We start from the raw sequence: 13,119 nt of genomic DNA on the forward strand, positions 1-13,119 counted from the left end.
GTGAAAGGGGAAGGCTAAACGCCTTCCCTTTTTTCAGGTCAGATCGGCCATCAGCACTTTTGATTTACGCTGATAGTTGTACATCTCTTTTTTGCTCGCTGGCAGCAGTTCCACGTCTACCGGTAGGAAGCCTCGCTCCTGGAACCAGTGGATACTGCGGGTGGTCAATACAAACAGCTTGCTGAGCCCCATCTGCCGCGCCTGGTTGGCGATGCGATTAAGCAGCTCTTCACCTCGCGACGAACTGCGATAGTCAGGATGCACGGCCACGCAGGCCATTTCACCGATGCTTTCCTCCGGGAACGGATAGAGTGCCGCACAGGCAATTGTCAGGTTATCGCGCTGAATAATGGTGAATTTATCGATTTCCATTTCAAGCTGCTCGCGGGAGCGGCGAACCAGAATACCCTGCTGTTCCAGCGGGCGAATTAATTCCAGAATACCGCCGATGTCATTGATGGTAGCGCGGCGGATTTGCTCCGCGCTTTCCATCACAATCTGCGTGCCGATACCGTCGCGTGAGAACAGTTCCTGCAGGAGTGCGCCATCTTCCTGATAGCTCAGCAGGTGGCTACGGCGAACGCCGCTGCGGCAGGCTTTAACGGCACCGCGCAGGAAGCGCACGGTACCGGAGTGGTAATCGCCGGTGCTTTCCAGCGCTTCAATCCGCTGCTGTGCGTCGTTCGGAAACAGCTCGGAGATGACGTTACCCAGATCGTCGGTGACGCCCTGAGCGGAGCAGAACCCAATCATCTTTTCTGCCTTTAGCTTAACCGCAAGCTGGGTGGCGACTTCTTCAGAGGTGAGGTTAAAGCTTTCACCGGTCACCGAAACCGCCACTGGCCCCATCAGCACGATAGCACCGCTGTCCAGCTGGCGGTGAATTGCGTCTTCATCAATGCGGCGAACGCGCCCGCTGTGGCAATAGTCCACGCCGTCATCCACACCCAGAGGTTGCGCAATGATGAAGTTGCCGCTCACCACGTTGATATGGGCGCCCTGTAGCGGCGTATTACCGAGGCTCATCGAGAGCCGGGCGGTGATGTCCAGCTGCAAAAGCCCGGCCGCCTGCTTAACCAGTTCAAGCGTTTTCGCATCAGTGACGCGGGTATGCTTATGATAGACAGGCTCATGATGGTGTTCTGCCAGATTTTCATCAATCTGTGGACGAGCTCCGTACACCACCACAAGGCGAATACCCAGGCTATGAAGCAGGCCAATGTCGTTGACGATGCTGGAAAAGTTTTCATGTTCAATGGCTTCGCCGCCGAGCATGATGACAAACGTTTTTCCCCGGTGGGCATTAATATAGGGAACAGAATGGCGGAATCCCTGGACCAGTTCGGTTCTACGTTCCTTTACCACGGCACACCCTCATTGCATGTTTATTCGTAATTTATGTATTTTTATTCTTTTATGGTGCCGGGTGCAAGCGCCAATTTTCATCCAGGATAAAATTCCTTAACGATGGGGATGTGTGACCTTTTCTGAACGTTTACCCTTTTATAGATGACAGTAACCGCGTGTTTCGCTAAAGTTTTTGGCTCAAAAAACAAATTCATCTACTAATGATTATTGCTCAGGGGAGCCATGCCAGATTCCAGTTCGTTAATGAGTCGCCGCCGTTTACTTCAGGGTGCAGGAGCAATGTGGCTGTTGAGCGTCAGCAAGGTCGGTTTTGCTGCCTCAAGCCAGGTGATTGCCGTGCGCGTCTGGCCGGCCTCGTCTTATACCCGCGTGACGCTGGAGTCGAACCATCAGCTTAAATATCGCCAGTTCGCGCTCAGTAATCCTGAGCGAGTTGTGGTGGATATAGAAGGGGCGCATTTAAATTCAGTCTTAAAAGGTATTGGTAGCCAGGTTCGTGGTGACGATCCTTTTATTAAGTCGGCGCGCGTTGGCCAGTTCGACCCAAAGACCGTACGTATGGTTTTTGAATTGAAACAAAACGTTACTCCACATTTGTTCGGGTTGGCACCGGTAGCGGAATTTAAAGAACGCCTGGTGATGGATCTTTATCCGGCAAATATGAATAGTGAACAAGATCCGCTGCTCGCGTTACTTGAAGATTACAATAACGGCCAGCTGGACAAGAAAATGCCGGTGGAAAAAGGACCGCAGCCTGGCAAAGCCGGGCGAGATCGCCCGATTGTCATCATGCTCGATCCCGGGCATGGCGGCGAAGATCCTGGCGCCATTGGTCCGAATAAGACCCGCGAAAAAGATATTGTGCTCAGCATCGCCCGCAAGCTGAAAGCGCTGCTCGATAAAGAGGCCAATATGAAGGCTTATATGACGCGCAACGAGGACGTGTTTATTCCGTTAAAGGTACGGGTTGCTAAGGCTCAAAAGCAGCGGGCGGATCTGTTTGTTTCTATTCATGCTGACGCGTTTACTACGGCTGCCGCCCGCGGATCGTCGGTATTCGCGCTATCCACCAAGGGCGCTACCAGTACCGCGGCGAAATATCTGGCGCAAACGCAGAACGCCGCAGACTTAATTGGTGGCGTTGGCAAAAGCGGGGATCGCTATCTTGACCACACAATGTTCGACATGGTGCAGTCGCTGACCATCAACGACAGTCTGAAGTTTGGTAAAGAGGTGCTTAACCGGCTTGGGCGAGTAAACAAACTGCATAAAAACAGCGTTGATCAGGCCGGGTTTGCGGTACTAAAAGCGCCGGATATTCCGTCTATTCTGGTGGAAACTGCCTTCCTCAGTAACCCCGCGGAAGAGCGCAAGCTGCGCACGGCGAAATTCCAGCAGGAGGTAGCAGAGTCTATTCTCGCAGGCATCAAGGCCTACTTCTCGGACAGTTCTAAGCTGGCGAGAAGAGGGTAGATGAACAAGGAGCGCCGCAACGTATCGGGCACTCCTTATTATTATCACCGCGTTACTTTTCTTGTATACCACCAGAATATCAGCGCCAGTAAACTGATCCCCGCGCCCAGCAGGCATACACCTTGCCATCCAGCTTCAGCAAAAGTTAGCGTGGTGCTCATCGCGCCGGCTCCGCTCCCGGCGGCATAGAACAGCATATACAGCCCTACCAGCCGGCTGTGGGCTTCTGGGGGCGCCCGGAAAATCATGCTCTGATTGGTGACGTGCAGCGCCTGACCGCCCAAATCGAGCAAAATAATCCCAACCACCAGCGCGCCCAGGGACCAGGCCATCAATGACAGCGGCCACCAGGCCAGCAGCAGCAATAGTAATGCCGCGAGGCTGGTACGCTGCGATAGCCCCCGATCTGACCACTTCCCGGCGCGTGAGGCGGCTAACGCCCCCACTGCGCCAACCAGCCCGAAAGCACCAATCACCGTGTGAGAGAAACCGTAGGGAGCGGCGCTGAGCGGCAGCACCAGTGCGCTCCAGAAAACGTTAAATGCCGCAAACATTAGCAACGCCAGGACGCCACGAACTTGCAGCACTTTGTCCTGACGGAGCAGGGTAAACATCGATCCTATCAGCGTGAAATAGCGCCGGGTTGCTGTTGCCGCAGGCAGCTCTGGAAGCTTGCGCCACAGGGGCAAAGCGATGACCAGCATCAATAGAGCAGAACAGATATAGACCGCTCGCCAGCCAGTAATATCGCTGATGCCTCCGGCAAAGACGCGCGCCAGAAGCAGGCCAATGAACACGCCGCTTTGCGCGGAACCCACGACATGCCCTCGCTCATGAGGCGCAGCCGCGCTGGCGGCATAGGCAATTAACCCTTGGGTCATGGCTGTGCCCAGTAGGCCCACGGCGAGCAAGCTTATCAGCAGCGCTGGCGCAGAATGCGCAACGGCCACCGAGATGAGCGCGACAATCAGGCCAAAAATCTGAAATGCCATTAACCTACGGCGATTCAGTAAATCGCCCAGAGGCACCAGGAGAAGTAAAGCCAGGGCACAGCCTACCTGCGTGGCCGTAATAAGCCCGCCGACGGCCGCATGGCTAATGCCAAAATCCTCCGCCAGGTTATCCAGCAGAGGCTGGGCATAGTAAACATTCGCTACGCTCAGGCCGCTGGCGATGGAAAAAAGTGCCACCAGACTCGTGGGCATCCTGATTGTGTCATTTTGAGGCTGCCCATAGCAGGCAGCCTCTTCGATAAATAACGTTTTCCGCATCCTCTCACTCCGGATAATCTAGTTGCAAAACAAAACTGATTGAAGCGTAGATAATCGAGTTTTAAAATGCAACTTGTTTACCAGGTGATTGAGGGGAAAAAAATGTCACAGCAAAATAGCGCCAACCAGTTTTGCCCGGTAGCGCGCTGTATCGAGGCCATTGGCGATCGCTGGTCGCTGCTGATTGTGCGCGACGCGTTTGACGGCGTCCGGCGCTTTGGGGATTTTCAGCGTAGTCTGGGAGTCGCCAGAAATATTCTTTCTGACCGATTACGTAAGCTTGTTGAAGCTGGCGTGCTGAATATGCAGGCCGCGTCCGACGGTACCGCTTATCAGGAATATGTTTTAACCCCGATGGGGATGAGTTTGTTCCCGGTTGTGGTGGCGCTGCGTCAGTGGGGGGAGTGCTATTTATTCGCGGAGAATGAGCCGCACTCGGTGCTTGTTGAGAAACATAGCGGTCAACCCGTGCCCTTCATGACGCCCGTTTTACCCGATGGCGGCGTTTTGCTTCCGGAAGACGCAGTTGTGCGTAAAGTGTTGATTAAAGAAGAATGAGTGAGAAAAGGAAGTCGTGGGAAGAGATTCAGGCTGCAGAAACAAAAAAACACCCGTAAGGGTGTTCTCAATGTTGGTTGCGGGGGCCGGATTTGAACCGACGACCTTCGGGTTATGAGCCCGACGAGCTACCAGGCTGCTCCACCCCGCGTCCGTCATACTACTTTCTTAATGATTATTCATCATTGCGCTATTAAACCAGCGACTTTTAGTTGGTTGCGGGGGCCGGATTTGAACCGACGACCTTCGGGTTATGAGCCCGACGAGCTACCAGGCTGCTCCACCCCGCGTCCGTGGATGCGCACTATACTCTGCTCGCTTTTTGTTGCAACCTTTTTTTGGCAGAAATGCCTGAATTTCCCATTGGTTGTTGAATTTACCCGCACAATGACCCTGAACAGACGTTTTTGCTACGCAGGCCGTTCAACTCGTTTAATTCTCGCGGCGCGTTTGCTATCTTCGGCGAGGCATACAGAGGCAACCAGCAGGGCGAGAGAGTAATGAAAGGACGTTGGATTAAGTACATAGCAGCGGGAGCCATGTTAACCATGCTGGCTGCCTGTTCATCAAAACCGACCGATCGCGGTCAACAATATAAAGATGGGAAGTTTTCCCAGCCTTTCTCACTGGTGAATCAGCCTGATGCGGTAGGAGCGCCTATAAATGGCGGCGACTATGCCGAGCAGATTAATCAGATTCGTTCCGCGTCTCCGCGTCTCTATAGTAATGGCAGCGATATCTATAATGCGGTACAGCAGTGGCTGCGTGCCGGCGGCGATACTCGTCAATTGAAACAGTTTGGCCTCGATGCCTGGCAGATGGAAGGGGCGGACAACTACGGTAACGTGCAGTTTACCGGCTACTACACTCCGGTCATTCAGGCTCGACATACCCGCCAGGGTGAATTCCAGTACCCGATTTATCGTATGCCGCCAAAACGCGGTCGGCTGCCATCCCGTGCAGAAATCTACAGCGGCGGGCTGAGCGAAAGCTACGTCCTGGCCTACAGCAACTCCCTGATGGATAACTTCATTATGGACGTTCAGGGCAGCGGCTACATCGATTTTGGCGACGGCCAGCCTTTGACCTTCTTCGGCTATGCCGGAAAAAATGGTCACGCCTACCGCAGCATCGGCAAGGTGTTGATCGACCGTGGTGAAGTGAAGAAAGAAGATATGTCGATGCAGGCCATTCGCCATTGGGGAGAAACCCACAGCGAAGCACAAGTGCGCGAGCTGCTTGAGCAGAACCCTTCTTTTGTCTTCTTCAAGCCCGCAAGCTATGCGCCGGTGAAAGGCGCGAGCGCGGTACCTTTGATTGGCCGCGCCTCCGTAGCGTCTGACCGCTCTATTATTCCTGCCGGCACCACGCTGCTGACTGAAGTCCCACTGTTGGATAACAGCGGCAAATTCACCGGCCAGTACGAGCTGCGCGTGATGGTAGCGCTGGACGTTGGCGGCGCGATTAAAGGCCAGCATTTCGATATCTATCAGGGCATTGGCCCGGATGCCGGGCATCGCGCGGGTTGGTATAACCACTATGGTCGCGTCTGGGTGCTGAAGCCGGCACCGGGGGCTGGCAGCAGCGGTAACGTTTTTAGCGGTTAATGCGGCAACGTTTCCACCTTTTCCTGCGGGCTGTATAATCAGCCCGTAGAGGCAACTGGCATAGTTCATTGTCCTTAAAGGTTTGAGTTATGACCTGATAAAGATAACGAATAATGTTCTCTGGTTTGCCCCAAACAACCGAAAACCACGTTTTTCGGTTGTTTGTCACCGAATGAGCGGGCTGTATAATCAGCCCGTTTTTTATTTCTGAGGATTTCCCCGATGTCTGTCGTTCTCTCTGATGCCTGGCTACAACGCTTTGGCGGAACCGCTCGTCTGTATGGCCAGCCGGCGCTACAGCTTTTCGCTGAGGCTCACGTTTGCGTGATTGGCATCGGCGGCGTGGGTTCATGGGCGGCAGAGGCGCTGGCGCGTACCGGTATTGGTGCCATCACACTTATCGATATGGACGACGTTTGTGTGACCAACACGAACCGTCAAATCCACGCGCTAAAAGATAACGTCGGGCAGGCCAAAACGGAAGTCATGGCCGCACGTATCCAGGAGATTAACCCCGAGTGCCGCGTCACGGTGGTGGATGACTTTATTACCGTCGATAACGCAGCTGAGCTGCTTAATCAGGGATTCAGCTATGTGATTGACGCGATTGATAGCGTGCGTCCAAAAGCGGCGCTGATTGCTTATTGTCGCCGCTACAAGATCCCGCTGGTAACCACCGGCGGTGCGGGCGGGCAGATCGATCCGACGCAGATCCAGGTCAGCGATCTGGCAAAAACCATTCAGGATCCGCTGGCGGCCAAGCTGCGAGAAAGATTGAAAAGCGATTTTGGCGTGGTGAAGAACAGCAAAGGGAAATTTGGCGTGGACTGTGTATTTTCTACCGAGGCGCTGGTGTACCCGCAGGCTGACGGTTCGGTTTGTGCAATGAAAGGCACCGCTGAAGGCCCAAAAAGAATGGACTGTGCTTCAGGTTTTGGCGCGGCAACAATGGTTACCGCCAGTTTTGGTTTCGTGGCGGTATCCCACGTGCTGAAGAAAATGATGGCGAAGGCGGCGCGTACTGCCGCTTAATTAATCCTCGCGCGCGGCCTGTTGAACGGCCGCGGCCAGTGCCGTAAGACCGCTGCTGCGGGAAGCGCTGAGCTGATGGCGGAGCCCCAGATCGTCAAACAGGCTAAGCGGATCGTTTCCCAGCAGCTGCTCCGCGGTTTTCCCTTCTACTGCCGTTAATAGCACCGCTAATAAACCTCGCACGATACGCCCTTCACTGTCGCCGTAGAAATGCAGCGTGCCGTCCGGCTGGCGCTCGTGGCCGAGCCAGACGCGGTTTTCGCAGCCGCTGATTTCAATGCTTTCGGTTTTTAACGCTTCCGGCAGAGTGGGCAGCTTTTTACCCAATAAAATAAGCTGGCGATATTTATCTTCCCACTGCTGCTGCGTAGAAAACGTGGCGCGTAAGCACTCTTCGCTAATGGATGAGCCAAAAGGATGATTAAACAGCATTCAGTCCACCAGAATATTGAGGGCGCTGTCGACCGCTGCGAGCAGTTCGTTCACGTCCTGATGCGTGTTGTACGGCGCAAAAGAGGCGCGCAGCGTGCCGCTGACGCCTAACGCCGCCATTAAAGGCTGAGCGCAATGCTGGCCAGCTCGTAGCGCGATGCCTGACTCCGCCAGGAGCGTCACCATATCGCTGTGGTGCACGCCTGCAAAATCAAATGCCAGCAGGCTTGAGTCCTGGCAGCGGAAACTGCGAAAACCCTGGCGTTTAGCAAGCCCGGACTCGGCGAGCGTTGCCAGGCTACGGCTCCAGCTCTCTGCCTGCTGCAGATCGATATCTTCAAGCCATTCGAGTGCGGCGCTGAGACCAATAACGCCAGCGACGTTTGGCGTGCCGGCTTCAAAGCGATACGGAACCGGCTGAGTTTTAAAGCCGTCGAACGACACGTGGGTGATCATTTTTCCGCCACCAAGCCACGGTGACATCTGCTCCAGCAGCTCTGCCTTACCGTAGAGAGCGCCAATCCCGGTTGGACCATACAGTTTATGGGCCGAGAAGGCGTAAAAGTCGATATCCAGCGCCTGCACATCCGGCGGGCAGTGAACAATGCCCTGTGCGCCATCGACCATCACAATGGCACCAGCATCATGGGCTAGCTTAATGGCTTTTGCCAGGTCCGGGCAGCCGCCGGTGACGTTAGACATTTGCCCCAGAGCCAGGATACGCGTGCGGTCGTTAAGCAATGACGGCAGCAGGCTAACATCAGGCAGGGCCTGGCTATCCAGAGGTAGTTTCACCACTTTCGCATCTGTCTGTTCCGCCACCATCAGCCACGGCACAAAGTTGGCGTGATGCTCGGCTTCACTGACGATGATTTCATCCCCAGCCTGCAGGCGGTGGCAGGCATAGCACTGCGCAACCAGGTTAATGGCTTCGGTAGTGCCGCGAGTCCAGACCACGGATTTACCGCTTTCCGCATTGAGCAACCGCGCAACCTGTTCGCGTGCGGCTTCGTAGCGGGCGGTAAGGCGCTGTGCCTCGGGAAACTGGCTACGGTGAACGTTACCTGCGCTCAGACTGTAAAACTGCTGAGTCGCCGCGATTACGGCCTGGGGTTTAAGCGCTGTGGCCGCACTGTCGAGATAGACGCCGGCATCTGCCAGCGCCGGAAACTGCGCACGAAAATGGGCGGGATTATATGCTGTCATGGTGATCCTCAATTCAATGCGTAGATCGTCGCGCAAATTGTGCCGCGGCACAAGGTTTCAGTCACCATCGGAATAGTCCGCTTCTTGTGGCAGAATCAGAAAAGCAGGTTATGCTAACTATTGTTGGACTGATGTTTATGACTATCAGTAGAAGAGATTTAAGTAGCATTAAACTCTATGCACAAGGAGAAGAATTATGAATAAAGCAGCCGCTATTGTTTCTGCCTGTATGATGACTTTTGCACTTGCAGCCTGTTCCAGCCCTAACTACATCATGCATACTAATGACGGACGGGCCATCGTCTCTGAAGGTAAGCCGAAGACCGATGACGAAACCGGGATGATCAAGTACAAAGATGCTAACGGAAATATGCAGCAGATTAACCGCTCGGATGTGAAAGAGATGGTTGAGCTGAAGAAGTAAACTGCAGGCAAAAAAAAAGCACCGCATTCGGCGGTGCTACATTAATCACTATGGACAGACAGGGTAAATGTACAGGAAGTGAAAAGGGGTAGCTCAGCTACCGTGGTCCGAAATGTCAGACCAATTGCAAACACAACAACACAACATCACAACCGTAAGCCAAAAGCCCTCCAGAACACGCATTCCAGACAACTTTTCGTTCCGACTCAGGAAGTGCCGCCACTATAGGTATTTGCTGGTGCATCCTCAACGGACAATTTATAATGGCTCAGATAAAAAAAACTAATAGGTAAACAAACGCTCGCTGTTTGTTAATCGTTATTAACACTTAAGCCAAATAACCCATGTCTAAGCGATTACCCCCTCTGAATGCGTTGCGCGTTTTTGACGCAGCGGCTCGTCACTTGAGTTTTACTAAAGCGGCTGAGGAACTGTTCGTTACCCAGGCAGCGGTAAGCCACCAGATCAAGTCGCTGGAGGATTTTCTCGGCCTGAAGCTGTTCCGCCGCCGTAACCGTTCACTGCTACTGACGGAGGAGGGGCAGAGCTATTATCAGGATATTAAAGAGATTTTCTCCCAGCTAACCGAAGCCACGCGCAAACTCCAGGCGCGCAGTGCAAAAGGTGCGCTGACGGTAAGTTTATTACCGAGCTTTGCGATTCATTGGCTGGTGCCTCGTTTAACAAGCTTTAACTCAGCTTATCCGGGAATTGACGTGCGTATTCAGGCAGTGGATCGTCAGGAGGATAAATTGTCTGATGACGTGGACGTGGCGATTTTCTACGGGCGGGGAAACTGGCCGGGGCTAAGAGTGGAGAAACTTTATGCTGAGTATTTGCTTCCTGTATGCTCACCTATGCTGCTAACCGGTGATAGACCGATTAAAACACCAGAAGATTTGGCAAAGCACACTTTATTGCATGACGCTTCGCGCCGCGACTGGCAGACTTATACCCGCCAGCTTGGCGTTAGCCATATTAATGTCCAGCAAGGGCCAATTTTCAGCCACAGCGCAATGGTACTGCAGGCCGCTATCCACGGGCAGGGCATTGCGCTGGCCAATAACGTTATGGCACAGACGGAAATCGAGGCGGGCCGCCTGGTGTGCCCGTTTAATGATGTTTTAGTGAGTAAAAATGCCTTTTATCTGGTTTGTCATGACAGCCAGGCAGAACTGGGTAAAATAGCCGCGTTTCGACAGTGGATCCTGGCAAAGGCGGCCAGTGAGCAAGAAAAATTCCGTTTTCGCTACGAACAATAAGCAACCTTCGCGTGGCCCGTCCACGCTCTACTTTAGGGTTACACCATGACCAGCCGATTCATGCTGATTTTTGCCGCCATCAGCGGTTTTGTTTTTGTTTCCCTGGGCGCCTTTGGGGCGCATGTGTTAAGCAAATCCCTGGGCGTTGTGGAGATGGGATGGATCCAGACCGGTCTTGAGTATCAGGCGTTTCACACGCTTGCTATCTTTGGCCTTGCTGTGGCGATGCAGCGCCGCATTAGCATCTGGTTCTACTGGAGCAGCGTCTTTATGGCACTCGGCACCGTATTATTTAGCGGTAGCCTTTACTGTCTTGCCCTGTCGCACCTGCGGCTATGGGCGTTTGTTACCCCGGTAGGTGGCGTTAGCTTCCTCGCCGGTTGGATATTGATGTTAATTGGTGCTGTGCGCCTGAAACGTAAGGGCGTAAGCCATGAATAAAGTCATTTTGTACTGCCGCCAGGGATTTGAAAAAGAGTGTGCGGCAGAGATAACCGATAAAGCAGGCCAGCGTGGTGTCTATGGCTTTGCCCGCGTAAAAGAGCACAGTGGTTATGTGATTTTCGAGTGCTATCAGCCCGAAGAGGCGGATAAACTGGTGCGTGAGCTACCTTTCAGCGATCTGATTTTCGCCCGCCAGATGTTTGTCGCGGGCGAACTGCTAAAAGATTTACCGCCTGAAGACCGCATTACACCTGTTGTTGGCATGTTGCAGGGCGTGGTAGAGAAGGGCGGTGACCTGCGGGTTGAAGTAGCGGACACGAATGAAAGCAAAGAGCTGATGAAGTTCTGCCGTAAATTTACCGTACCGTTGCGGGTCAGCCTGCGTGAGGCGGGGGTGCTGACGCATTATGAAACGCCAAAACGCCCGGTTGTTCACGTATTCTTTATCGCCCCGGGCTGCTGCTACACCGGGTATTCCTATCCCACTAATAACTCGCCGTTTTACATGGGAATTCCGCGCCTTAAATTCCCGGCAGATGCGCCAAGCCGTTCCACCCTGAAGCTGGAAGAGGCATTTCATGTGTTTATTCCGGCCGATGAGTGGGATGAGCGCCTGGGGAACGGGATGTACGCCGTTGATTTAGGTGCCTGCCCTGGTGGCTGGACCTATCAGCTGGTGAAGCGCAATATGTGGGTTTCCTCCGTGGACAACGGTCCGATGGCGCAAAGCCTGATGGATACCGGACAGGTGACCTGGCTGCGGGAAGATGGTTTTAAATACCGCCCAACGCGATCCAATATCTCGTGGATGGTTTGCGACATGGTAGAGAAGCCAGCAAAAGTGGCCAATTTGATGGCGACCTGGCTGTTAAATGGCTGGTGTCGTGAGACCATTTTCAACCTCAAGCTGCCAATGAAAAAGCGCTATGAGGAAGTCTCTCAGAACCTGGCGCAGATCCGCGAGAAGCTGGAGGAAAACGGCATTAACGTGCAGATTCAGGCCCGGCAGCTGTACCATGACCGCGAAGAGGTGACGGTGCATATTCGCCGCTGGTGGGCTGCCGCGGGCGGACGCCGCGACGAACGCTAATTATTTTCCCCTCGCCCATTCACGGTGAGGGGAATACTCTTTTTATTCAGGCTTAGAGTAGCCTGAGCTGCTGCAAATTCCCATCCAGCTGTAAATCTGTCTGTAGCCTCGCCACCTGGCGGCTGACAAACGCGCTTTCTCTGTGCTGTTCAAGCTTCTTCCGCCATTTTTCCGGAACCTCATCCAGCCGCTGGTAGAGCATTTCCAGATCGGAAAACTGGTTAATTAGCTGCGTGGCGCTTTTTGGCCCAATGCCTGGAACGCCGGGGATTTTGCTGCTGCTAATACCTGCTAGTCCCCAGAAATCGCCCAGCTGTTCCGGCTGTACGCCGTACTCCTGGGCAATAAACGGCGCATCCAGCCAGCGTTTCTGGAAGTAATCCCGAATCTGTAGCGTGGGCGCAAGAAGCTGGCAGTAGCCCTTGTCGGTGGAGACAATGGTTGCCCGGTGGCCGCCGGAGGTCACTTTAACCGCCAGCGTGGCCGCGAGATCGTCGGCTTCGTTACCTTTTGAATGCCAGCACTGTACGCCGCGGCGGGTAAACGCTTCCCGCAGGGCGGGCATTTCGGCATGCAGGTCATCCGGCATCGGCGAGCGGCCTGCTTTGTAGTCGGGCATAACCTGGTGCCGCCAGCCTTCGCGGCGCTCTTCGTCATCAAACACCGCCACCGCGTGGGTCGGCTGGCTGTGGCCAATAAGCTGGCCCAGCGCATGCAGGCACGTCTCGACGCAGGGCGAGCCCTGCACCGCGTGTATCCGGCGAATGAGGTTCAATGCATCGACGATAAGTAAATGAATAGCCATAGAAATTTACCTGTCACTCCAGTGGTCTTACCCTAACATTTCCTGCTGTGATGAGCTATTCTCATCGCAGGATTCAGGAACCCTCCTCGCAAAAACCTTATTAGTAGAAGGTGGAAACCCATTGCGTGGTCGTTAAGGGGCTATGTA

The 13,119-nt window shown here is 53.9% G+C and carries 13 protein-coding genes and 2 tRNA genes; 8 read left to right on the top strand and 7 right to left on the bottom strand.

The window, feature by feature from the left end:
• Nucleotides 1-33: 33 nt before the first annotated feature.
• Nucleotides 34-1,365 carry an amino-acid N-acetyltransferase gene (argA, locus tag VGM55_RS15335; protein ID WP_331635942.1) on the bottom strand — a complete coding sequence of 444 codons (1,332 nt, stop codon included), beginning with the start codon at nt 1,363-1,365 and terminating at the stop codon, nt 34-36.
• Between the two features lie 225 nt (nt 1,366-1,590).
• Here argA and amiC point away from each other — a divergent pair, with 225 nt between their 5' ends.
• A complete protein-coding gene (gene amiC, locus VGM55_RS15340; RefSeq protein WP_154188238.1) occupies nt 1,591-2,841 on the top strand; it encodes an N-acetylmuramoyl-L-alanine amidase AmiC in 1,251 nt (416 codons plus the stop codon).
• Nucleotides 2,842-2,885: 44 nt separating this feature from the next.
• On the opposite strand, the gene VGM55_RS15345 is transcribed toward amiC, so the two are convergent.
• On the bottom strand, nt 2,886-4,046 hold the full coding sequence (locus tag VGM55_RS15345) for an MFS transporter (protein WP_331635987.1): 1,161 nt from the start codon (nt 4,044-4,046) through the stop codon (nt 2,886-2,888).
• A 168-nt stretch (nt 4,047-4,214) separates the two neighbouring features.
• On the opposite strand from VGM55_RS15345, the gene VGM55_RS15350 reads away from it, so the two are divergent.
• Nucleotides 4,215-4,670, top strand: a complete 456-nt coding sequence (locus VGM55_RS15350) for a winged helix-turn-helix transcriptional regulator (protein WP_154188240.1) — start codon at nt 4,215-4,217, stop codon at nt 4,668-4,670.
• Between the two features lie 74 nt (nt 4,671-4,744).
• Here VGM55_RS15350 and VGM55_RS15355 read toward each other — a convergent pair.
• Nucleotides 4,745-4,821: transfer RNA gene (locus tag VGM55_RS15355), tRNA-Met, on the bottom strand.
• A gap of 62 nt (nt 4,822-4,883) precedes the next feature.
• Nucleotides 4,884-4,960: transfer RNA gene (locus VGM55_RS15360), tRNA-Met, on the bottom strand.
• Nucleotides 4,961-5,170: 210 nt separating this feature from the next.
• Between VGM55_RS15360 and mltA the strand changes: the two genes are divergently transcribed.
• Both mltA and tcdA read left to right on the top strand, forming a co-directional pair.
• Nucleotides 5,171-6,277: a murein transglycosylase A gene (gene mltA, locus VGM55_RS15365; protein ID WP_154188241.1), complete on the top strand. Its 1,107-nt coding sequence runs from the start codon at nt 5,171-5,173 to the stop codon at nt 6,275-6,277.
• A gap of 222 nt (nt 6,278-6,499) precedes the next feature.
• Nucleotides 6,500-7,309, top strand: coding sequence for a tRNA cyclic N6-threonylcarbamoyladenosine(37) synthase TcdA (tcdA, locus tag VGM55_RS15370; protein ID WP_331635943.1), 810 nt, complete (start codon nt 6,500-6,502; stop codon nt 7,307-7,309).
• Here tcdA and csdE read toward each other — a convergent pair whose 3' ends face one another.
• Together csdE and csdA are read right to left on the bottom strand one after the other, a co-directional pair.
• On the bottom strand, nt 7,310-7,741 hold the full coding sequence (csdE, locus tag VGM55_RS15375) for a cysteine desulfurase sulfur acceptor subunit CsdE (protein ID WP_331635944.1): 432 nt from the start codon (nt 7,739-7,741) through the stop codon (nt 7,310-7,312). It abuts the gene before it with no gap.
• Nucleotides 7,742-8,947 carry a cysteine desulfurase CsdA gene (gene csdA, locus VGM55_RS15380; protein WP_331635945.1) on the bottom strand — a complete coding sequence of 402 codons (1,206 nt, stop codon included), beginning with the start codon at nt 8,945-8,947 and terminating at the stop codon, nt 7,742-7,744. It abuts the gene before it with no gap.
• A 196-nt stretch (nt 8,948-9,143) separates the two neighbouring features.
• On the opposite strand from csdA, the gene VGM55_RS15385 reads away from it, so the two are divergent.
• The 4 genes from VGM55_RS15385 (at nt 9,144) to rlmM (ending at nt 12,167) form a co-directional block, all read left to right on the top strand.
• A complete protein-coding gene (locus VGM55_RS15385; RefSeq protein ID WP_016538029.1) occupies nt 9,144-9,371 on the top strand; it encodes a YgdI/YgdR family lipoprotein in 228 nt (75 codons plus the stop codon).
• 344 nt (nt 9,372-9,715) lie between these two features.
• Nucleotides 9,716-10,633: a glycine cleavage system transcriptional regulator GcvA gene (gene gcvA, locus VGM55_RS15390; protein WP_061274822.1), complete on the top strand. Its 918-nt coding sequence runs from the start codon at nt 9,716-9,718 to the stop codon at nt 10,631-10,633.
• A 45-nt stretch (nt 10,634-10,678) separates the two neighbouring features.
• Nucleotides 10,679-11,074, top strand: coding sequence for a DUF423 domain-containing protein (locus tag VGM55_RS15395; RefSeq protein ID WP_154188245.1), 396 nt, complete (start codon nt 10,679-10,681; stop codon nt 11,072-11,074).
• On the top strand, nt 11,067-12,167 hold the full coding sequence (rlmM, locus tag VGM55_RS15400; protein ID WP_331635946.1) for a 23S rRNA (cytidine(2498)-2'-O)-methyltransferase RlmM: 1,101 nt from the start codon (nt 11,067-11,069) through the stop codon (nt 12,165-12,167). Before VGM55_RS15395 ends, rlmM begins: the two co-directional genes overlap by 8 nt.
• Nucleotides 12,168-12,219: 52 nt before the next feature.
• Here the strand turns inward: rlmM and xni are convergent, their stop codons facing one another.
• A complete protein-coding gene (gene xni / locus VGM55_RS15405; RefSeq protein ID WP_154188247.1) occupies nt 12,220-12,972 on the bottom strand; it encodes a flap endonuclease Xni in 753 nt (250 codons plus the stop codon).
• Nucleotides 12,973-13,119 lie beyond the last annotated feature (147 nt).

The sequence above is a fragment of the Cedecea sp. genome (genome assembly GCF_036500665.1).
Classification (GTDB): Bacteria; Pseudomonadota; Gammaproteobacteria; order Enterobacterales; family Enterobacteriaceae; genus Cedecea.